At 49.1% G+C, this 21767-nt stretch carries 22 protein-coding genes; 16 read left to right on the top strand and 6 right to left on the bottom strand.

Annotation, left to right across the window (positions count from 1 at the left end):
• The first annotated feature begins 113 nt into the window (after positions 1-113).
• The 10 genes from msrB to KXD89_RS09730 all read left to right on the top strand — a co-directional run bounded on the left by msrB (position 114) and on the right by KXD89_RS09730 (position 9922).
• Positions 114-527 (top strand): peptide-methionine (R)-S-oxide reductase MsrB, encoded by a 414-nt coding sequence (msrB, locus tag KXD89_RS09685; RefSeq protein ID WP_001284618.1) that lies wholly within the window; start codon positions 114-116, stop codon positions 525-527.
• A 41-nt stretch (positions 528-568) separates the two neighbouring features.
• Entirely contained in the window at positions 569-841 is a 273-nt protein-coding gene (locus KXD89_RS09690; RefSeq protein WP_001300415.1) for a YeaC family protein, read from the top strand.
• 369 nt (positions 842-1210) lie between these two features.
• Positions 1211-2287 carry a zinc-binding dehydrogenase gene (locus tag KXD89_RS09695; protein ID WP_000645221.1) on the top strand — a complete coding sequence of 359 codons (1077 nt, stop codon included), beginning with the start codon at positions 1211-1213 and terminating at the stop codon, positions 2285-2287.
• A gap of 26 nt (positions 2288-2313) precedes the next feature.
• Entirely contained in the window at positions 2314-3693 is a 1380-nt protein-coding gene (locus KXD89_RS09700; protein WP_000435292.1) for an MFS transporter, read from the top strand.
• 16 nt (positions 3694-3709) lie between these two features.
• Positions 3710-4753: an NAD(P)-dependent alcohol dehydrogenase gene (locus tag KXD89_RS09705; protein ID WP_072647315.1), complete on the top strand. Its 1044-nt coding sequence runs from the start codon at positions 3710-3712 to the stop codon at positions 4751-4753.
• A gap of 20 nt (positions 4754-4773) precedes the next feature.
• Entirely contained in the window at positions 4774-5610 is an 837-nt protein-coding gene (locus KXD89_RS09710) for a ketose-bisphosphate aldolase (protein ID WP_000878893.1), read from the top strand.
• Positions 5611-5614: 4 nt separating this feature from the next.
• Complete coding sequence (locus tag KXD89_RS09715) at positions 5615-6562, top strand: sugar kinase (protein ID WP_000369231.1); 948 nt, start codon at positions 5615-5617, stop codon at positions 6560-6562.
• 9 nt (positions 6563-6571) lie between these two features.
• Positions 6572-7552, top strand: coding sequence for an NADH-dependent methylglyoxal reductase (gene ydjG / locus KXD89_RS09720; RefSeq protein WP_000723710.1), 981 nt, complete (start codon positions 6572-6574; stop codon positions 7550-7552).
• Between the two features lie 136 nt (positions 7553-7688).
• Positions 7689-8447, top strand: coding sequence for a DeoR/GlpR family DNA-binding transcription regulator (locus KXD89_RS09725; protein ID WP_000719096.1), 759 nt, complete (start codon positions 7689-7691; stop codon positions 8445-8447).
• Between the two features lie 116 nt (positions 8448-8563).
• Positions 8564-9922 carry an MFS transporter gene (locus KXD89_RS09730; protein WP_000438807.1) on the top strand — a complete coding sequence of 453 codons (1359 nt, stop codon included), beginning with the start codon at positions 8564-8566 and terminating at the stop codon, positions 9920-9922.
• Between the two features lie 92 nt (positions 9923-10014).
• On the opposite strand, the gene pncA is transcribed toward KXD89_RS09730, so the two are convergent.
• From pncA to sppA, 3 genes are all read right to left on the bottom strand, one after another.
• Entirely contained in the window at positions 10015-10656 is a 642-nt protein-coding gene (pncA, locus tag KXD89_RS09735; RefSeq protein WP_001135066.1) for a bifunctional nicotinamidase/pyrazinamidase, read from the bottom strand.
• Between the two features lie 10 nt (positions 10657-10666).
• Positions 10667-11683, bottom strand: coding sequence for an asparaginase (ansA, locus tag KXD89_RS09740; protein ID WP_001170162.1), 1017 nt, complete (start codon positions 11681-11683; stop codon positions 10667-10669).
• 166 nt (positions 11684-11849) lie between these two features.
• The gene (gene sppA, locus KXD89_RS09745; protein ID WP_001259810.1) at positions 11850-13706 is read right to left on the bottom strand and encodes a signal peptide peptidase SppA; all 1857 of its coding nucleotides are present in this window, start codon (positions 13704-13706) and stop codon (positions 11850-11852) included.
• A gap of 160 nt (positions 13707-13866) precedes the next feature.
• Here sppA and KXD89_RS09750 point away from each other — a divergent pair, with 160 nt between their 5' ends.
• From KXD89_RS09750 to KXD89_RS09765, 4 genes are all read left to right on the top strand, one after another.
• On the top strand, positions 13867-14418 hold the full coding sequence (locus KXD89_RS09750) for an NAD(P)H nitroreductase (protein WP_000339283.1): 552 nt from the start codon (positions 13867-13869) through the stop codon (positions 14416-14418).
• Between the two features lie 116 nt (positions 14419-14534).
• Complete coding sequence (selD, locus tag KXD89_RS09755) at positions 14535-15578, top strand: selenide, water dikinase SelD (RefSeq protein WP_001295485.1); 1044 nt, start codon at positions 14535-14537, stop codon at positions 15576-15578.
• Between the two features lie 4 nt (positions 15579-15582).
• Positions 15583-17544, top strand: a complete 1962-nt coding sequence (gene topB, locus KXD89_RS09760) for a DNA topoisomerase III (RefSeq protein WP_001235800.1) — start codon at positions 15583-15585, stop codon at positions 17542-17544.
• 127 nt (positions 17545-17671) lie between these two features.
• On the top strand, positions 17672-18712 hold the full coding sequence (locus KXD89_RS09765) for a DUF1266 domain-containing protein (RefSeq protein ID WP_000756910.1): 1041 nt from the start codon (positions 17672-17674) through the stop codon (positions 18710-18712).
• A 116-nt stretch (positions 18713-18828) separates the two neighbouring features.
• On the opposite strand, the gene gdhA is transcribed toward KXD89_RS09765, so the two are convergent.
• The gene (gene gdhA, locus KXD89_RS09770) at positions 18829-20031 is read right to left on the bottom strand and encodes an NADP-specific glutamate dehydrogenase (protein WP_072647314.1); all 1203 of its coding nucleotides are present in this window, start codon (positions 20029-20031) and stop codon (positions 18829-18831) included.
• Between the two features lie 18 nt (positions 20032-20049).
• The gene (locus tag KXD89_RS22295) at positions 20050-20172 is read right to left on the bottom strand and encodes a hypothetical protein (RefSeq protein ID WP_257626012.1); all 123 of its coding nucleotides are present in this window, start codon (positions 20170-20172) and stop codon (positions 20050-20052) included.
• Between the two features lie 235 nt (positions 20173-20407).
• Here KXD89_RS22295 and KXD89_RS09775 point away from each other — a divergent pair, with 235 nt between their 5' ends.
• Positions 20408-20680: a YnjH family protein gene (locus KXD89_RS09775; protein ID WP_000085240.1), complete on the top strand. Its 273-nt coding sequence runs from the start codon at positions 20408-20410 to the stop codon at positions 20678-20680.
• Here the strand turns inward: KXD89_RS09775 and nudG are convergent.
• Entirely contained in the window at positions 20646-21053 is a 408-nt protein-coding gene (nudG, locus tag KXD89_RS09780; protein WP_000781888.1) for a CTP pyrophosphohydrolase, read from the bottom strand. The genes KXD89_RS09775 and nudG overlap by 35 nt on opposite strands.
• An 86-nt stretch (positions 21054-21139) precedes the next feature.
• Here nudG and KXD89_RS09785 point away from each other — a divergent pair, with 86 nt between their 5' ends.
• On the top strand, positions 21140-21760 hold the full coding sequence (locus KXD89_RS09785) for a CDP-alcohol phosphatidyltransferase family protein (protein ID WP_001295484.1): 621 nt from the start codon (positions 21140-21142) through the stop codon (positions 21758-21760).
• The last annotated feature ends 7 nt before the right edge of the window (positions 21761-21767 follow it).

The raw sequence follows: 21767 nt of genomic DNA on the forward strand, positions 1-21767 counted from the left end.
GGTGCAGCCATTTCGTCGAGATCAAGTTTAGGACAAAATTTTGCCAGTTGGTGTTAATGTTTTGTTAGAATCAGTCACGTAATGTGAGCACGATTAAAGTGAGATGTGAGCAAATGGCTAATAAACCTTCGGCAGAAGAACTGAAAAAAAATTTGTCCGAGATGCAGTTTTACGTGACGCAGAATCATGGGACAGAGCCGCCATTTACGGGTCGTTTACTGCATAACAAGCGTGACGGCGTATATCACTGTTTGATCTGCGATGCCCCGCTGTTTCATTCCCAAACCAAGTATGATTCCGGCTGTGGCTGGCCCAGTTTCTACGAACCGGTAAGTGAAGAATCCATTCGTTATATCAAAGACTTGTCACATGGAATGCAGCGCATAGAAATTCGTTGCGGTAACTGTGATGCCCATCTGGGGCATGTCTTCCCCGACGGGCCGCAGCCAACGGGCGAACGTTATTGTGTTAACTCTGCCTCTTTACGCTTTACCGATGGCGAAAACGGCGAAGAAATCAACGGTTGAAAAAACGATTCAGCAACTTATTCCACAGGAGCGGAAAAATTATGAATCTTGATGACATTATCAACAGCATGATGCCTGAGGTATACCAGCGTTTGTCGACCGCCGTTGAACTGGGGAAATGGCCTGATGGCGTTGCGTTGACCGAGGAACAAAAAGAGAACTGCCTGCAACTGGTGATGCTGTGGCAAGCCCGCCATAATATCGAAGCACAGCATATGACAATTGACACAAATGGTCAGATGGTCATGAAGAGCAAACAGCAGTTAAAAGAAGATTTTGGTATCTCAGCAAAGCCTATTGCCATGTTTAAGTAAGTGGTTCATCCCCTTTTTGCCTCGGCTATGAAGGGGATAGCCAACAATGACCCCACGACTCATCTCAATTATCTCGCCATGACCTGGCTAAGTCCCAGTCCGATCTCTTGCCGTCCCGTTCACACCTGAATGACTTCTCCTGAACTTAAGTCTCAGACCTATTTGGCCGGTAATCCCTCTCGAATTTGCTCTTTTTGCGCCCCGCCTTCCATCAACCTGTAACAGACCCAGCCATTTTCTGCGTAATTGTGATCTGAGTTGTAAAACGCAGATCATTATCTGTGTTTTACAGATTTAATGTTGACCTCAAAAATCATGTGGGTAAGTATGATGGCCATCTAAGCAAAACTAAACACAGAGGATGACGCAATGAAAGCACTGGCTCGGTTTGGCAAGGCCTTTGGCGGCTACAAGATGATTGATGTCCCACAACCCATGTGTGGCCCGGAAGATGTAGTGATTGAAATTAAAGCCGCGGCAATCTGCGGCGCAGACATGAAGCACTACAATGTCGATAGCGGTTCTGATGAGTTTAACTCTATCCGCGGCCATGAGTTCGCAGGTTGTATTGCGCAGGTTGGTGAAAAAGTCAAAGACTGGAAAGTGGGGCAACGCGTCGTATCGGATAACAGCGGTCACGTTTGCGGTGTTTGTCCGGCCTGTGAACAAGGTGATTTTCTGTGTTGTACAGAAAAAGTAAACCTTGGTCTGGATAATAATACCTGGGGCGGTGGTTTTTCCAAATATTGTCTGGTTCCTGGTGAAATTCTCAAAATTCATCGTCATGCGTTGTGGGAAATCCCTGATGGTGTTGATTATGAGGACGCAGCCGTACTTGACCCTATCTGTAATGCCTACAAATCCATCGCGCAGCAATCGAAATTCCTTCCTGGTCAGGATGTGGTCGTCATCGGCACTGGCCCACTCGGGCTGTTCTCCGTACAAATGGCGCGAATTATGGGGGCGGTAAATATCGTCGTCGTTGGTCTGCAAGAAGATGTGGCGGTCCGCTTCCCGGTTGCAAAAGAACTGGGTGCGACGGCAGTAGTAAATGGTTCTACCGAAGATGTGGTGGCGCGCTGCCAGCAAATTTGTGGCAAAGACAATCTGGGACTGGTGATTGAATGCTCCGGTGCCAATATCGCACTGAAACAAGCCATCGAAATGCTCCGCCCGAACGGGGAAGTGGTACGCGTTGGAATGGGCTTCAAACCTCTTGATTTCTCGATTAATGACATTACCGCCTGGAACAAAAGCATCATTGGGCATATGGCCTATGACTCCACCTCATGGCGTAACGCTATCAGGCTATTAGCCAGCGGCGCTATCAAAGTCAAACCGATGATCACGCATCGTATCGGCCTGTCGCAATGGCGCGAAGGGTTTGATGCGATGGTCGATAAAACCGCAATCAAAGTGATCATGACTTACGACTTTGATGAATAACCACTCTCCTGAAGGAACGTTATCGCATGGAACAGATAACAAAACCGCATTGTGGTGCACGGCTGGATCGCTTACCGGATTGCCGCTGGCATTCATCAATGTTTGCCATCGTCGCGTTTGGCTTGCTTGTCTGCTGGAGTAATGCCGTTGGTGGCTTGATCCTCGCGCAGCTGAAAGCGTTGGGCTGGACAGATAATTCCACCACAGCCACATTCTCAGCAATCACGACCGCCGGAATGTTTCTCGGTGCGCTGGTGGGCGGCATCATTGGCGACAAAACCGGTCGCAGAAATGCGTTCATCCTCTATGAGGCCATTCATATTGCCTCGATGGTTGTCGGTGCTTTCTCACCGAATATGGATTTCCTTATTGCCTGCCGTTTTGTGATGGGAGTTGGGCTGGGAGCTTTACTGGTTACGCTGTTTGCTGGTTTCACCGAATATATGCCCGGTAGAAATCGTGGAACGTGGTCAAGTCGGGTTTCCTTTATTGGCAACTGGTCATATCCGCTCTGTTCATTGATAGCGATGGGACTCACGCCGCTGATTAGTGCAGAGTGGAACTGGCGGGTACAACTGCTTATCCCTGCAATATTGTCGCTTATCGCTACGGCGCTGGCCTGGCGCTACTTTCCTGAATCCCCGCGCTGGCTGGAATCGCGCGGACGGTATCAGGAAGCCGAGAAAGTCATGCGGAGTATAGAAGAAGGCGTCATACGCCAGACGGGTAAACCTTTGCCGCCTGTGGTTATTGCTGATGACGGTAAAGCGCCACAAGCGGTGCCGTATTCAGCCTTACTGACAGGAGTATTACTGAAACGCGTGATATTAGGCTCTTGTGTGCTGATTGCCATGAACGTTGTGCAGTACACACTAATTAACTGGTTGCCAACAATATTCATGACCCAGGGGATTAATTTAAAAGACTCGATTGTTTTAAATACCATGAGTATGTTTGGCGCGCCATTTGGTATTTTTATTGCCATGCTGGTGATGGATAAAATTCCGCGTAAAACAATGGGTGTGGGGCTATTAATCCTGATTGCGGTGCTCGGATATATCTATTCACTGCAAACCAGTATGTTGCTCATAACGTTGATTGGTTTCTTCCTGATTACTTTCGTCTATATGTACGTTTGCTATGCCTCGGCAGTGTATGTCCCTGAAATCTGGCCGACAGAGGCCAAACTCCGTGGCTCCGGTCTGGCGAATGCGGTAGGGCGAATCAGTGGTATTGCCGCACCTTATGCCGTTGCAGTGCTGCTCAGTAGTTATGGCGTTACGGGAGTCTTTATTCTTCTGGGGGCGGTTTCAATTATTGTCGCAATTGCTATCGCCACCATTGGAATCGAAACCAAAGGTGTCTCCGTTGAAAGTTTAAGTATTGATGCAGTAGCCAATAAATAATACGGGTGGATTCAAAATGAAAAATTCAAAAGCAATATTGCAGGTGCCGGGCACAATGAAAATTATTTCAGCAGAAATACCAGTGCCTAAAGAAGATGAAGTTTTGATTAAAGTAGAATATGTCGGTATTTGTGGTTCAGATGTACATGGTTTTGAATCAGGCCCGTTTATTCCGCCTAAAGACCCAAATCAAGAAATTGGCCTGGGTCATGAATGCGCCGGGACGGTTGTGGCTGTGGGAAGCCGCGTGCGCAAATTTAAACCGGGGGATCGGGTAAATATCGAACCTGGCGTTCCTTGCGGTCACTGTCGTTACTGTCTGGAAGGCAAATATAACATCTGCCCGGACGTTGATTTTATGGCGACACAACCCAACTACCGCGGCGCATTAACGCACTATCTGTGTCATCCGGAGAGCTTTACTTACAAACTGCCCGACAATATGGACACGATGGAAGGGGCGCTGGTGGAGCCTGCCGCAGTCGGGATGCATGCCGCGATGCTGGCAGATGTTAAACCGGGTAAGAAGATAATTATTCTGGGAGCAGGTTGTATTGGTTTGATGACGTTGCAAGCGTGCAAATGCCTGGGAGCAACGGAAATTGCCGTCGTTGATGTGCTGGAAAAACGTCTGGCAATGGCGGAACAGCTTGGTGCGACAGTGGTTATTAACGGCGCAAAAGAAGACACTATTGCACGCTGTCAGCAATTTACCGAAGACATGGGCGCAGATATTGTTTTCGAAACAGCGGGTTCTGCGGTCACCGTTAAACAGGCACCTTATCTGGTAATGCGCGGCGGTAAAATTATGATTGTTGGTACTGTACCCGGCGATTCGGCAATCAATTTCCTCAAAATCAATCGCGAAGTCACTATCCAGACGGTATTCCGCTATGCCAATCGTTATCCGGTCACGATTGAAGCTATTTCTTCAGGGCGATTCGATGTGAAATCGATGGTGACGCATATTTACGATTATCGGGATGTACAACAGACATTTGAAGAGTCAGTTAACAACAAACGCGACATTATTAAAGGCGTTATTAAAATTAGCGATTAATTAATACGGGAGAACAGAACATGCTCGCAGATATCAGATATTGGGAAAACGATGCCACAAATAAACATTATGCAATTGCCCATTTTAACGTATGGAATGCAGAAATGTTGATGGGCGTTATCGACGCAGCCGAAGAAGCGAAATCCCCGGTTATTATTTCTTTTGGTACAGGTTTTGTCGGTAACACCTCATTTGAAGATTTCTCTCACATGATGGTATCAATGGCACAAAAAGCAACGGTGCCGGTAATAACTCATTGGGATCATGGTCGGAGTATGGAGATTATTCATAACGCCTGGACTCATGGTATGAATTCATTAATGCGTGATGCTTCCGCGTTTGATTTCGAAGAAAATATTCGTTTAACCAAAGAGGCTGTCGATTTCTTCCATCCGCTGGGTATTCCGGTAGAGGCGGAATTAGGGCATGTCGGTAATGAAACCGTTTATGAGGAAGCGCTGGCGGGCTATCACTATACCGATCCTGACCAGGCGGCTGAATTTGTTGAACGTACGGGCTGTGATTCATTGGCTGTCGCCATCGGCAACCAGCATGGGGTTTATACGTCAGAGCCACAATTGAACTTTGAGGTCGTCAAACGCGTACGCGATGCCGTTTCTGTTCCGCTGGTTTTGCACGGTGCATCGGGGATCAGTGATGCCGACATTAAAACTGCAATTTCGTTGGGTATCGCGAAAATCAACATTCATACGGAGCTCTGTCAGGCCGCAATGGTTGCAGTGAAAGAAAACCAGGATCAGCCTTTCCTGCATTTAGAACGTGAAGTACGTAAAGCTGTAAAAGAACGGGCATTGGAAAAAATTAAACTGTTCGGTTCTGATGGCAAAGCGGAATAATGATATGGATAATCTCGACGTTATTTGTATAGGTGCCGCTATTGTTGATATTCCATTGCAACCGGTCAGTAAAAATATCTTTGATGTGGATTCTTATCCTCTTGAAAGAATCGCAATGACCACCGGGGGTGATGCAATAAATGAAGCAACAATTATTTCTCGTCTGGGCCATCGCACAGCATTAATGAGTCGTATTGGTAAAGATGCCGCAGGGCAATTTATTCTCGACCATTGCCGCAAAGAGAATATTGATATTCAAAGCCTGAAGCAGGACGTCAGCATAGATACCTCTATTAACGTTGGACTGGTGACGGAGGATGGCGAGCGGACGTTTGTCACAAACCGTAATGGCAGTCTGTGGAAATTGAATATTGACGATGTTGATTTTGCGCGGTTTTCTCAGGCGAAATTATTATCACTGGCCAGTATTTTCAACAGTCCACTATTGGATGGTAAAGCGCTAACAGAAATTTTTACGCAAGCTAAAGCCCGGCAGATGATTATCTGTGCCGATATGATCAAACCGCGGTTGAATGAAACGCTGGATGATATTTGCGAAGCATTGAGTTATGTCGATTATCTGTTTCCTAATTTTGCCGAGGCAAAATTACTCACCGGGAAAGAGACACTGGATGAAATTGCTGACTGCTTTCTTGCGTGCGGCGTAAAAACGGTGGTGATTAAAACGGGTAAAGACGGCTGCTTTATCAAGCGTGGTGACATGACGATGAAGGTGCCGGCGGTCGCAGGAATAACCGCCATCGACACCATTGGCGCGGGCGATAACTTTGCTTCAGGTTTTATTGCGGCACTGTTAGAAGGCAAAAATCTGCGTGAATGCGCACGCTTTGCCAATGCAACGGCGGCTATCTCGGTTCTAAGCGTCGGTGCCACCACCGGCGTAAAAAACAGAAAGCTGGTCGAACAATTGCTGGAAGAATACGAAGGATAATGAAGGCAAATGAAAAAGATACCTTTAGGCACAACGGATATTACGCTTTCGCGAATGGGGTTGGGGACATGGGCCATTGGCGGCGGTCCTGCATGGAATGGCGATCTCGATCGGCAAATATGTATTGATACGATTCTTGAAGCCCATCGTTGTGGCATTAATCTGATTGATACTGCGCCAGGATATAACTTTGGCAATAGTGAAGTTATCGTCGGTCAGGCGTTAAAAAAACTGCCCCGTGAACAGGTTGTAGTAGAAACCAAATGCGGCATTGTCTGGGAACGAAAAGGAAGTTTATTCAACAAAGTTGGCGATCGGCAGTTGTATAAAAACCTTTCCCCGGAATCTATCCGCGAAGAGGTAGCAGCGAGCTTGCAACGTCTGGGTATTGATTACATCGATATCTACATGACGCACTGGCAGTCGGTGCCGCCATTTTTTACGCCGATCGCTGAAACTGTCGCAGTGCTTAATGAGTTAAAGTCTGAAGGGAAAATTCGCGCTATAGGCGCTGCTAACGTCGATGCTGACCATATCCGCGAGTATCTGCAATATGGTGAACTGGATATTATTCAGGCGAAATACAGTATCCTCGACCGGGCAATGGAAAACGAACTGCTGCCACTATGTCGTGATAATGGCATTGTGGTTCAGGTTTATTCCCCGCTAGAGCAGGGATTGTTGACCGGCACCATCACTCGTGATTACGTTCCGGGCGGCGCTCGGGCAAATAAAGTCTGGTTCCAGCGTGAAAACATGCTGAAAGTGATTGATATGCTTGAACAGTGGCAGCCACTTTGTGCTCGTTATCAGTGCACAATTCCCACTCTGGCACTGGCGTGGATATTAAAACAGAGTGATTTAATCTCCATTCTTAGTGGGGCTACTGCACCGGAACAGGTACGCGAAAATGTCGCGGCACTGAATATCAACTTATCGGATGCAGACGCAACATTGATGAGGGAAATGGCAGAGGCCCTGGAGCGTTAAATACTCAACACGATTCACCTCTGTTTCTGTGAAAACTGTGATGAAAATCTGTGATTCAAACAGGTTATTTTGAAAGTAAACATCGGTTATGCGATAATCGCGCTAATGTGATGTAAAAAGATACAGGGGTGTAATCGTGGCGGCAAAAGACAGGATTCAGGCAATTAAGCAAATGGTTGCCAACGATAAAAAGGTGACAGTCTCAAATTTGAGTGGGATTTTTCAGGTAACCGAAGAAACCATTCGCCGCGATCTTGAGAAGCTGGAAGATGAAGGCTTTTTGACCAGAACCTATGGTGGTGCTGTTTTAAATACAGCGATGTTGACGGAGAATATCCATTTTTATAAGCGCGCTTCATCGTTTTATGAAGAGAAGCAGCTTATTGCACGCAAGGCACTACCCTTTATCGACAATAAAACCACCATGGCAGCCGATTCCAGTAGTACCGTAATGGAATTGCTCAAATTGTTACAGGACCGTAGTGGCCTGACGTTGCTAACCAACTCGGCGGAAGCGATTCATGTTCTGGCTCAGTCAGAAATTAAAGTCGTTTCAACGGGTGGGGAACTAAACAAAAATACACTTTCACTGCAAGGAAGAATTACTAAAGAGATCATCAGGCGCTATCATGTCGATATCATGGTAATGAGTTGTAAAGGTCTTGATATTAACAGCGGCGCGCTGGACTCTAATGAAGCGGAAGCTGAAATCAAAAAGACAATGATCCGTCAGGCGACAGAAGTTGCGTTATTGGTTGATCACTCTAAGTTTGATCGCAAAGCTTTTGTCCAGTTAGCTGATTTTAGTCATATTAATTACATAATAACTGATAAATCACCGGGTGCAGAGTGGATAGCATTTTGCAAAGACAATAATATCCAGCTGGTGTGGTAATTTAAGCACACGTTGTCAATATTATTTGTTCCTGCGCCTTGAAATAAAATGATGATAAAGATGCGGCAAGTGAATTTGCCGCAATTGCTACCTTTTTAGCAAATCCGAGGCACCTAATGGAACAATATGATCAAATTGGCGCAAGACTGGACCGCTTGCCTTTGGCCCGGTTTCATTATCGTATATTTGGTATTATAAGCTTTAGTCTGTTATTAACAGGGTTTTTGAGTTACTCCGGTAATGTCGTCTTAGCAAAGCTGGTAAGCAATGGATGGTCAAATAATTTCCTCAATGCCGCCTTTACCTCGGCATTAATGTTTGGTTATTTCATCGGCTCACTTACTGGTGGGTTTATTGGTGACTACTTTGGGCGGCGCAGGGCGTTTCGCATAAATCTTCTCATCGTCGGTATTGCTGCAACAGGGGCCGCTTTTGTCCCTGATATGTACTGGCTCATCTTCTTTCGCTTCCTGATGGGAACAGGAATGGGGGCGCTGATTATGGTTGGCTATGCCTCATTTACGGAGTTTATCCCCGCGACGGTGCGTGGAAAATGGTCCGCGCGGCTCTCATTTGTTGGTAACTGGTCGCCCATGCTGTCTGCGGCGATAGGCGTGGTGGTTATCGCTTTTTTTAGTTGGCGAATAATGTTTCTGCTGGGTGGTATTGGCATACTGTTAGCCTGGTTTCTCTCAGGTAAATACTTTATCGAGTCGCCACGATGGCTGGCAGGGAAAGGGCAAATCGCAGGTGCAGAATGCCAACTTCGTGAAGTAGAGCAGCAAATTGAAAGAGAGAAGAGTATTCGTTTACCCCCGCTTACTTCGTATCAGAGCAACAGCAAGGTTAAAGTAATCAAGGGTACTTTCTGGCTCCTGTTTAAAGGTGAAATGTTACGACGTACATTAGTCGCGATTACTGTTTTAATTGCAATGAACATTTCGCTTTATACCATCACCGTATGGATACCGACCATATTTGTTAACTCCGGCATTGATGTCGATAAATCAATATTAATGACCGCTGTTATTATGATTGGCGCTCCGGTAGGAATATTTATTGCGGCATTAATTATTGATCATTTTCCTCGTCGGTTATTTGGCTCCACCTTACTTATTATTATTGCCGTGTTAGGCTATATCTATTCAATTCAGACTACAGAGTGGGCGATTTTAATCTATGGACTGGTGATGATCTTCTTTTTATACATGTATGTTTGCTTCGCGTCGGCGGTTTATATCCCGGAGCTTTGGCCAACGCATTTACGCCTGCGCGGTTCGGGTTTCGTTAATGCCGTCGGACGGATCGTCGCAGTCTTCACGCCCTATGGCGTTGCGGCATTATTAACACATTATGGGTCGATCACGGTGTTTATGGTACTTGGTGTTATGTTATTGCTCTGTGCGCTGGTTCTCTCCATTTTTGGCATCGAAACGCGGAAGGTGTCGTTGGAAGAGATTTCTGAGGTGAATTAAATCTTTCGTTGATGGCATCAATTGCCAGATGTGCCACTGACGTGTTTTATTTGGCCTACAATGCCAGTACAGAATTGTAGGCCAGCGTAAAATTACCCCTGTGTCTCTTCCCAGTCTGCCAGCGTATATAGCGTTGCCCCAGCTGCTGACATCTCCATAAACGCGTGCGCACTGTCCTGGGGCTGGATATTCACGCCACGACAACCATCGGTAATCACGTTTACCTTATAACCTAACTGTAACGCGTCCAGCACGGTAAACTTCACGCAATAGTCAGTAGCCAGGCCCATAACGATCAATTCATCGATTTCATGATCGCGTAACCAGTCATCGAGAGAGGTTTTCTGCCGACGGCCGTTATCAAAAAAGGCACTGTAACTGTCAACTAAAGGATTTTCGCCTTTATGGAACACCGCTGCGATCGCTTTTTGGTGCAGTAACGGATGTAATTGTGCGCCTTCACTGTTCTGCACACAGTGATCTGGCCAGAAGGTTTGTGGCAAACCGTCGAGTTGGCCTGGCGTATAAGGCTCTACACCGTGCTGACTGGCAAAACTGCCGTGATTCGCCGGGTGCCAGTCCTGACTGGCGATAACCGCTTCACCGCGCGACTGGCACCAGTCAATCAGGCGGTTAGCGACATCCACCGTACTGTCACCTTCCGGCACGGCGAGCGCGCCACCAGCACAGAAATCATTTTGTAAATCGACCAGTAACAGGGCGCGAGGGGGCATTACAGTCTCCTTAATCATCCGGCGTCAGTTCGCCGCGCAGGTTTTGGCTCATGGCCTTGCGAATGGTTTCAGTATCCAGTTCCTGGCTAAGCAGGTAATGCAGTTTGGTTAGCGTGGCTTCTACAGTCATATCTGCACCGCCAATTACGCCGGCATGGGCGAGGGCGTTACCGGTGGCATAACCACCCATGTTCACTTTACCGGACATACATTGTGTCAGGTTGACCACCACAATACCGCGATCGCTGGCTTCTTGTAATTCCTGCAGGAAGGCTTTGTTTTGTGGCGCATTACCCACGCCATAGGAGCGCAGAATCAATGCTTTCACCGGTTGGCGCAGAAAATTGCGCACGACGTCAGCAGAAATCCCTGGATAAATCGTCACTACGCCAATTGGTTGTGGGGTGATTGGATGAACGATTAATTCCCCTTCACCGTGCGGGGCGGGTGGCGTATTCAAACGACGAATATGGATACCTGCTTCCAGTAACGGAGGAAGGTTTGGAGAGGCAAACGCATCAAAACCATCGGCATGGGCTTTGGTAGTGCGGTTGCCGCGATACAATCGGTTATTGAAAAAGAGCGTTACTTCGTTGATCGGATAATTCGCCGCAACGTACAACGCATTCAGCAGATTAATTTGTCCGTCAGAGCGTAACTCAGCCAGCGGGATTTGTGACCCTGTCACAATGACCGGTTTACCGAGATTCTCGAGCATGAACGACAGCGCAGAGGCGGTATACGCCATCGTGTCGGTGCCGTGCAGAATGACAAAACCATCATAGTCGTCATAGTGCGCTTTAATATCTTCAGCAATATGCTGCCAGTCTTCCGGCGTCATATCTGAAGAATCCATCAGCGGCGTATATTCATGAATGGTGAAATCTGGCATCTCCGGGCGATGGAATTCCGGCATCAGCGCCAGTTGGCGTTGTAGATGACCTGACACCGGTATATAACCCTGCTCGGAACGCTGCATCCCGATGGTCCCGCCCGTGTAGGCAACGTAAATTGATTTCTTTTGCATGATATTGATATGAATGATATCGAAAGAGCAAAAGTATATACGTGAGGCAGGGGGAGCGCACCTGATACTATGCGGATAAGGAAATATGGGGCGAAACAGCGGGAAGAGGATTCGTCGACGTAAAAAATAATGTGGCCGACGATCTGTCGGCCACTCAGTACAAGACTTAACGCATGTTGGCGCAGGTCAGGCAAAACGCATAACGGTTTTGTGGGTCATTAAACGCGGCCAGCTTGTCACTTTCACTTTTAACGGTAGAGGCTACCGAGGCCAGCGGTGCAGGTAACATGGCCTGGAACGCATCTGGCAACATTGCCCGGACAGAACCAGACATGTTGTCCATCACTTTGTCGAAGAAGGTCGGTTCATCAACGTAATATTCCAGATGCCACTGTTTCACTTTTGCCAGCTCTGCTGCTTTGGCGACCGCATCATCGAAATCCCCGAGACTATCGACCAGCCCGTTAGCTTTTGCATCCTGACCGGTCCAGACGTGGCCCTGGGCAATTTTATCAATCTGCTCCGGCGTCGAATGACGCGCATCAGCAACCAGCGTGATAAAGCGTTTATAGCCATTCTCAATGCTTAACTGCATCATCAGCTGCGCTTCCGGCGGCAGTGCCCTGGTGATAGAAACATCCGCCAGCGGTGAAGTTGAGACACCATCAGTATGAACACCAATCGAATCCAGACTATTTTCTACGGTGGTGATCACGCCGAAGATACCGATAGAACCGGTCAGGGTGCTGGGGTTAGCCACAATGTAATTAGCTGGCGTGGAAATCCAGTAACCACCAGATGCCGCCATGCCGCCCATCGATACAACCACAGGCTTACCCGCTGCCCGGGCTGCTGCCAGTTCAGCGCGAATCACTTCAGACGCGGTAACGCTGCCGCCTGGGCTATTAACACGCAGGACAATCGCTTTCACTTTCGGGTCAAGGCGAGCGTCGCGGATTTGTGCCGCAGTGGTATCACCGCCAACATTCCCCTGAGTTTCCTCGCCATCCATAATTGCGCCATTAGCAAAGACGACACCGATGCTGTCACCGGTATCTGCCGGCGTTTTCAATGCGTAATCGTAATAACTGATGGCGCGATAATTTTTATCAGTCTTACTCCAGCCGAATTCTTTGGTCAGTGCTTTTTCGATTTCCGCACTCGATGCCAGTGCATCGACCAGCTTGTTTTCCAGTGCATATTTCGCGGTATCGCCACCGGTTTTGGTTAAACCCTCAAGCAACCCTTGCGCGCCAGGGAATACCTGCTCAGCAGGGATCTGCCGGTTAGCGGCAACAGTATTCAGATAGTTTTGCCACAGCTCACCAATCCAGCGGCTGTCAGCTTCGCGGGCTGCCGGTGACATATCATCACGAATAAACGGTTCAACGGCAGATTTATACGTACCCACGCGGAACACATGGGTGGAAACTTTCAGCTTATCCAGCAACGATTTGTAGTACAGACCGTTGGTGGCAAAGCCGTGCAGATCAACCACGCCTTGCGGAGACAGCCAAATTTTATTGGCGAAACTGGCGAGATAATATTGCCCCTGGCTGTAGTTCTCGCCAACGGCATAAACCGGTTTCCCGCTGTCACGAAACTCTTTCAGAGCTTTGCCGATGTACTGCATAGACGGTTGGTCGCCGCCTGCGAAGTTTTTCAGATCCATCACAATACCGGTGATATTGCGGTCGTCCTTCGCCTGGCGAATAGTGTTGACGATATCAAACAGTGAGTTTTCCTGCAGACGATCGGAACTGGCACCAAGCAGCTGGCGGCTTAATTTACTAAACCGCTGAGAACTGTCGGGTTTATCGACGATCACACCAGAAATGTCCAGCAGCAGTGCGCCACGACTGGCCGTTTCTTTCGAATCACCACCACTGACCTGCATCCAAATCCCCACACCAACCAGTACGAGGAAAATAAAGAACAGGTTAAGTACCATTTCACGGACGAAATTCAGCAGACGCCACGTCCATTTAAAAAATCCGGCAATAAATCGCCAAAGGGTTCGCATGTATTCTCCCAACTTAAGGTCACACCTGTCACAGGCGCAATAGATGTGGTTATCGTAATGACCCAACCGGTACTTGTCAGCAGGAATTGCGGACTGTGCTGTAACAAAATCCACTCTCGTGTTAATTTTGTGAATAAATATCACGACAGGAGTTAATCAAATGGATGCACTCGAACTATTGATCAATCGCCGTAGCGCCTCCCGCTTGGCTGAACCCGCGCCAACGGGTGAACAACTGCAAAACATCCTGCGTGCGGGTATGCGTGCGCCGGACCATAAGTCCATGCAACCGTGGCATTTTTTTGTGATTGAAGGGGAAGGGCGCGAGCGTTTCAGCGCCGTACTGGAACAGGGGGCGATTGCTGCCGGTAGTGATGACAAAGCTATCGACAAAGCCCGTAATGCGCCGTTCCGCGCACCGCTCATCATCACGGTGGTGGCGAAATGCGAAGAGAATCATAAAGTCCCGCGCTGGGAACAGGAAATGTCTGCCGGATGCGCGGTCATGGCGATGCAAATGGCAGCAGTTGCCCAGGGGTTTGGCGGCATCTGGCGCAGTGGCGCATTAACTGAAAGTCCGGTAGTGCGTGAAGCATTCGGTTGCCGTGAGCAGGATAAAATTGTCGGTTTTCTCTACCTCGGTACGCCGCAGCTGAAAGCATCTACGTCGATTAACGTCCCGGACCCGACGCCGTTTGTAACTTATTTCTGATAATTGTCGCGAAACTGTCTGGATTGTGAGCAAAGGCGCAGGAATTCAGACACTCTCACTTATCACTTCACGGAATGAGGGTTACCATACCCGGATTGCATTGACAGGAGATGTCCATGAGCGAGAACTCGATTCGTTTGACCCAATACAGCCACGGAGCTGGTTGCGGCTGTAAAATTTCCCCAAAAGTGTTGGAAACCATCCTGCATAGTGAGCAGGCGAAGTTTGTTGATCCGAATTTGCTTGTGGGTAATGAAACCCGCGACGATGCGGCGGTGTACGATCTGGGCAATGGCACCAGCGTTATCAGTACCACCGACTTCTTTATGCCGATCGTTGATAATCCTTTCGATTTTGGCCGCATTGCGGCGACTAACGCCATCAGCGATATCTTCGCGATGGGGGGCAAACCGATTATGGCGATTGCGATCCTCGGCTGGCCGATTAACAAACTTTCCCCAGAAATTGCCCGCGAAGTGACCGAAGGTGGACGCTATGCATGTCGTCAGGCGGGTATTGCGCTGGCTGGCGGTCACTCCATCGATGCGCCGGAGCCGATTTTTGGTCTGGCGGTAACGGGGATCGTACCGACCGAGCGGGTGAAGAAAAACAGTACCGCACAAGCCGGATGCAAACTGTTCCTGACGAAACCGCTGGGGATCGGCGTTCTTACCACGGCTGAGAAAAAATCACTGTTGAAACCAGAACATCAGGGACTGGCGACGGAAGTGATGTGCCGGATGAACATCGCAGGCGCGTCCTTTGCCAACATCGAAGGCGTAAAAGCGATGACCGACGTTACGGGCTTTGGTCTGCTGGGCCACTTGAGCGAAATGTGTCAGGGGGCTGGTGTGCAGGCACGCGTCGACTATGAAGCGATCCCGAAACTCCCCGGTGTTGAAGAGTACATTAAGTTGGGCGCAGTACCTGGCGGCACTGAACGTAACTTTGCCAGCTACGGTCATCTGATGGGTGAAATGCCGCGTGAAGTGCGCGATCTGCTGTGTGATCCGCAAACTTCTGGCGGTTTGCTGCTGGCGGTCATGCCGGAAGCAGAAAATGAGGTCAAAGCTACAGCCGCCGAGTTTGGCATTGAACTGACGGCAATTGGCGAACTGGTGCCAGCGCGCGGCGGTCGTGCCATGGTTGAGATTCGTTAATTCAATGCGGTTGTTTATTGCCGAAAAACCGAGTCTGGCGCGCGCCATTGCTGATGTCCTGCCCAAACCGCACCGGAAAGGCGATGGCTTTATCGAGTGCGGTAATGGTCAGGTGGTGACCTGGTGTATCGGTCACCTGCTTGAGCAGGCGCAGCCAGACGCCTACGACAGCCGCTATGCGCGCTGGAATCTTGCGGATTTGCCGATTGTCCCGGAAAAGTGGCAATTACAGCCCCGACCCTCCGTGACCAAACAACTTAACGTCATCAAACGGTTCCTGCATGAAGCCAGCGAAATCGTTCACGCCGGGGACCCGGATCGTGAAGGGCAATTGCTGGTGGATGAAGTGCTGGACTATCTGCAACTGGCACCGGAAAAGCGCCAGCAGGTACAGCGTTGCTTGATAAACGACCTGAACCCGCAGGCGGTTGAGCGGGCGATCGACCGTCTTCGTTCCAACAGTGAGTTTGTACCGCTGTGCGTTTCTGCGCTGGCGCGAGCGCGTGCCGACTGGCTGTACGGCATCAATATGACCCGTGCGTATACCATTCTCGGTCGCAATGCCGGTTATCAGGGCGTACTTTCCGTGGGACGCGTGCAGACGCCCGTGCTTGGGCTGGTGGTGCGCCGCGATGAAGAGATTGAAAACTTCGTGGCGAAAGACTTCTTTGAAGTCAAAGCACATATCGTGACACCTGCCGATGAGCGGTTTACCGCTATCTGGCAACCGAGCGAAGCGTGTGAACCGTACCAGGATGAAGAAGGGCGCTTGTTACATCGTCCACTGGCGGAGCATGTGGTTAACCGCATTAGTGGTCAACCGGCTATTGTCACCAGCTATAACGATAAACGGGAATCAGAATCCGCGCCGCTGCCTTTTTCGCTTTCAGCGTTGCAGATTGAAGCGGCAAAACGTTTTGGTCTGAGTGCGCAGAACGTGCTTGATATCTGCCAGAAACTGTACGAAACGCACAAGCTAATCACTTATCCGCGTTCTGATTGTCGCTATTTGCCAGAAGAACATTTTGCCGGACGCCACGCGGTGATGAATGCCATCAGTGTTCATGCACCGGATCTGTTGCCGCAGCCAGTGGTAGATCCAGATATACGCAACCGCTGTTGGGATGACAAAAAGGTCGATGCGCACCACGCCATCATTCCGACCGCACGGAGTTCTGCGATCAACCTGACGGAGAACGAAGCGAAGGTCTATAACCTGATTGCCCGTCAGTATCTGATGCAATTCTGCCCGGATGCGGTGTTCCGCAAGTGTGTTATCGAACTGGACATTGCCAAAGGCAAATTTGTCGCTAAAGCGCGTTTTCTTGCTGAAGCAGGCTGGCGCACGCTGTTAGGCAGCAAAGAGCGCGATGAAGAAAACGACGGCACGCCACTGCCTGTGGTGGCGAAAGGCGATGAGTTGCTGTGTGAAAAAGGTGAAGTGGTAGAGCGGCAAACCCAGCCGCCGCGCCATTTTACCGATGCAACACTGCTTTCGGCGATGACCGGGATCGCGCGCTTTGTGCAGGATAAAGATCTGAAAAAGATCCTCCGTGCGACCGATGGTCTGGGGACAGAGGCAACGCGTGCCGGGATTATTGAACTGTTGTTCAAGCGTGGTTTCCTGACCAAAAAAGGGCGCTATATCCACTCCACCGACGCCGGAAAAGCGCTATTCCATTCGCTGCCGGAGATGGCGACGCGACCGGACATGACCGCGCACTGGGAATCGGTGCTGACGCAAATCAGCGAAAAGCAGTGTCGCTATCAGGACTTTATGCAGCCGCTGGTGGGGACGCTATATCAGCTTATTGATCAAGCCAAACGTACGCCGGTGCGGCAGTTTCGCGGCATTGTGGCTCCGGGCAGTGGTGGCAGTGCTGATAAGAAAAAGGCTGCACCGCGTAAACGTAGTGCGAAAAAAAGTCCGCCAGCAGATGAAGTCGGAAGCGGGGCGATAGCGTAAGCGAGTGAATCTTTCGTGCTATTCGAGTCATATTCTGAAATATCCAGCGGATCAAGAAAATTCGTTGGATATTTTTTTTGCATGGATAAAATTATCGCCTCTAAAGTATGTAATAACAGGGAATGTGATGAAAAAAGTTTTATTACAAAACCATCCTGGGAGCGAGAAGTATTCTTTTAATGGCTGGGAAATATTTAATAGTAATTTTGAACGGATGATTAAAGAAAATAAGGCCATGCTGCTTTGTAAGTGGGGGTTTTATTTAACATGTGTTGTCGCTGTAATGTTTGTGTTCGCAGCGATAACATCCAACGGTTTGAATGAAAGAGGCCTGATTACCGCGGGATGCTCTTTTCTTTATCTATTAATTATGATGGGGCTTATTGTTCGGGCCGGTTTTAAAGCAAAAAAAGAACAACTGCATTATTATCAGGCTAAAGGTATTGAGCCGCTCAGTATCGAGAAGTTACAGGCGCTACAATTGATCGCACCTTATCGATTCTATCATAAGCAATGGTCTGAAACGCTGGAGTTCTGGCCGCGAAAGCCTGAACCTGGCAAAGATACCTTCCAATATCATGTGCTTCCTTTTGACTCGATCGATATCATAAGTAAAAGACGCGAGTCTTTAGAGGATCAATGGGGTATCGAAGATAGCGAAAGTTATTGTGCCTTAATGGAGCATTTTCTTTCTGGCGACCATGGAGCCAATACCTTTAAAGCAAACATGGAGGAAGCCCCAGAGCAGGTTATCGCCTTGTTGAATAAATTTGCTGTTTTTCCCTCAGACTATATCTCTGATTGCGCTAATCATAGCTCCGGTAAATCCTCGGCGAAGCTAATATGGGCGGCGGAATTATCATGGATGATCTCGATATCAAGCACAGCTTTTCAAAACGGGACAATTGAAGAAGAACTGGCCTGGCATTATATAATGCTTGCTTCTCGAAAGGCGCACGAGTTGTTCGAAAGCGAAGAAGATTATCAAAAAAATAGTCAAATGGGATTTCTTTACTGGCATATCTGCTGCTATCGCAGAAAGTTAACGGATGCTGAACTTGAAGCGTGTTATCGTTACGACAAGCAGTTTTGGGAGCACTACAGTAAGAAATGCCGTTGGCCCATAAGAAATGTTCCGTGGGGAGCATCATCCGTTAAATACTCATAAACGCCTGAAATTTTGCCGGGGGCGCTGCGCTTGCCCGGCCTACATTAGAGCGTAACTGCAATGAATTGTGCCCATTTGTAGGCCTGATAAGCGTAGCGCCATCAGGCATTTACAACTTAAATCACACCCTGCGCCAGCATCGCATCGGCAACCTTCACAAAACCGGCAATGTTCGCGCCCTGCACGTAGTTGGTTTGCTCACCTTCACCACCATGCTCAACACAGGCATGGTGGATATCCAGCATGATGTGATGCAAACGTGCGTCAACTTTCTCGGCTTTCCAGCCCAGGCGCGCAGCGTTTTGTGCCATTTCCAGGCCCGATGTAGCGACGCCACCAGCATTAGCCGCTTTACCCGGTGCAAATAGTACGCCTGCCTGCTGGAACAGTTCAGTCGCTTCGATGGTGGTCGGCATATTTGCCCCTTCGGCGACGGCTTTAACGCCATTAGCGATAAGCTGATGCGCGGCGTCAACATCCAGTTCATTCTGGGTGGCGCAAGGCAGGGCGATATCAACCGGTAGAGACCACGGCTGTTGGCCTTCGAGATAGACCAGACCAAATTCTTTGGCGTAATCTGCCACTCGACCATCGCGGCTGGCTTTGATTTCGATAAGACGTGCCAGTTTCTCTTTCGTGAATCCGCTTTCATCAACTACAGTGCCGCTGGAGTCTGACGCAGTGATCACACGAGCACCAAATTCCATCGCTTTTTCGATAGCGTACTGGGCGACGTTGCCGGAGCCAGAAACGGAAACGCGCATCCCTTCAAAACCCATACCGTGGCGTTTTAGCATTGCTTCTGTGAAATAAACCAGACCGTAGCCGGTAGCTTCCGGGCGAATAAGACTGCCGCCAAATGAAAGGCCCTTACCGGTGAAGACGCAGGCGGTATTGTTGGAGAGCTTTTTCATCATCCCCGCCATAAAGCCGACTTCACGACCACCAACCCCGATATCACCTGCCGGAACGTCGGTATCCGCGCCCAGGTGGCGATACAGTTCAGTCATCAGCGCCTGGCAAAAACGCATCACTTCACCTTCGCTTTTTCCTTTCGGATCGAAATCGCTGCCGCCTTTACCACCGCCCATCGGCAGAGTAGTCAGGGCATTTTTGAAGGTTTGTTCAAAGCCGAGGAATTTGAGAATGGAAAGGTTAACTGACGGATGGAAGCGCATACCGCCTTTGTACGGGCCGATGGCAGAGCTGAACTGCACACGCCATGCACGGTTGACCTGTATCTGGTTGCGATCATCAACCCATACCACGCGAAACTGGATCACGCGCTCCGGTTCAACCAGACGCTCCAGTAATGACATCTGGCGATATTTTGGATTTTATTCAAGAAAAGGCCAGAGTGTGGTCATTACTTCACGAACGGCTTGCGCGAACTCGGTTTGATTCGGGTCGCGCTTTTGGACATGGTTGAGGAATGACTCCAGAGAATATGTCTGATCCATAGATATAAAACCCTTATATATTAATACGATTGTGCTTATGTTGTTTATGTCATGTGCTTTTGCAGTTTTCGACTATACCATCAAGAATGTGACGGTAAGCAAGAAAAAAATGACCCAGGAAAGCAAATTAATAACGAGAGTAATCTCATAACCAAATGCGATAACTCAGACGCTAAAGTTTTGCCACCCGGCTACCGTTATCAGTAGCAGAGACAATAACGTTAAGGAGTTCCCTGTGAGTCGAGCATTGTTCGCCGTAGTATTAGCATTTCCATTAATTGCACTGGCTAACCCGCATTATCGTCCGGACGTGGAGGTAAACGTACCGCCAGAAGTGTTCAGTTCAGGCGGGCAGTCAGCGCAGCCCTGTACTCAGTGCTGCGTTTATCAGGATCAAAATTATTCTGAAGGGGCGGTAATTAAAGCCGAAGGAATACTGCTGCAATGCCAGCGTGATGACAAAACCCTTAGCACTAATCCGCTGGTCTGGCGGCGCGTAAAGCCATAAACGCCTCTAATAATGGAATGTCAGCAGGGGCCAGCGGATATTGCAGCGCCTCTTCAGGTGAGCACCAGACCAGCGCCTGATGTTCATGTGCCTGTAACGTCCCGTGGAAGTCGGGTACGTGCCAGGCATGAAGATGGATAATCCGCCCCGAAACTTCTCGCTGATGGCTGGCAACATATTCACCCACAGTTGCTTCGATGCCCAGTTCTTCGCGTAACTCACGCACCAGCGCCTGCCGCTGACTTTCATCCGGCTCGACTTTACCACCGGCAAACTCCCATAATCCCGCCTGATCGCTCTGGGCGGGGCGTTGCGCGAGTAAAATTTTGCCATCACGTTCAATGATGGCGGCAACAACTTCAATCATTTTCATAAATTACACACGGGCAGATAAGCGAAAAATGCCATAATATCCGCACTGTTGCTCAATCAGAAAGGCTTTATATTTAAGGAGTGCCTGTGCTAGACCGCCATCTTCATCCCCGGATTAAACCGTTGTTGCATCAGTGCGTGCGGGTTCTTGATAAACCGGGCATTACGCCAGATGGTTTAACATTAGTGGGATTTGCCATCGGCGTGCTGGCTCTGCCGTTTCTGGCGCTGGGCTGGTATCTGGCGGCGCTAGTCGTCATTTTGTTGAACAGGCTGCTTGATGGTCTGGACGGTGCGCTGGCGCGGCGCAGAGAGCTTACCGACGCGGGCGGCTTTCTTGATATTTCTCTCGATTTTCTCTTTTACGCGCTGGTGCCGTTTGGCTTTATTCTTGCTGCACCGGAGCAAAATGCGCTGGCAGGCGGCTGGTTGTTGTTTGCGTTTATCGGCACGGGCAGCAGTTTTCTCGCCTTTGCTGCACTGGCAGCAAAACATCAGATTGATAACCCCGGTTATGCACATAAGTCGTTTTACTATCTGGGGGGATTAACCGAAGGCACAGAAACGATCTTACTGTTTGTGCTGGGATGTTTATTCCCTGCATGGTTTGCGTGGTTTGCGTGGATCTTCGGTGCGTTGTGCTGGATGACGACCTTTACGCGGGTGTGGAGTGGGTATCTGACGCTGAAGTCGCTCCAGCGTCAGTAATTGCAAT

Origin of the sequence: Escherichia sp. TC-EC600-tetX4 (assembly GCF_019356055.1) — a bacterium.
In the GTDB taxonomy this organism is placed as follows: Bacteria; Pseudomonadota; Gammaproteobacteria; order Enterobacterales; family Enterobacteriaceae.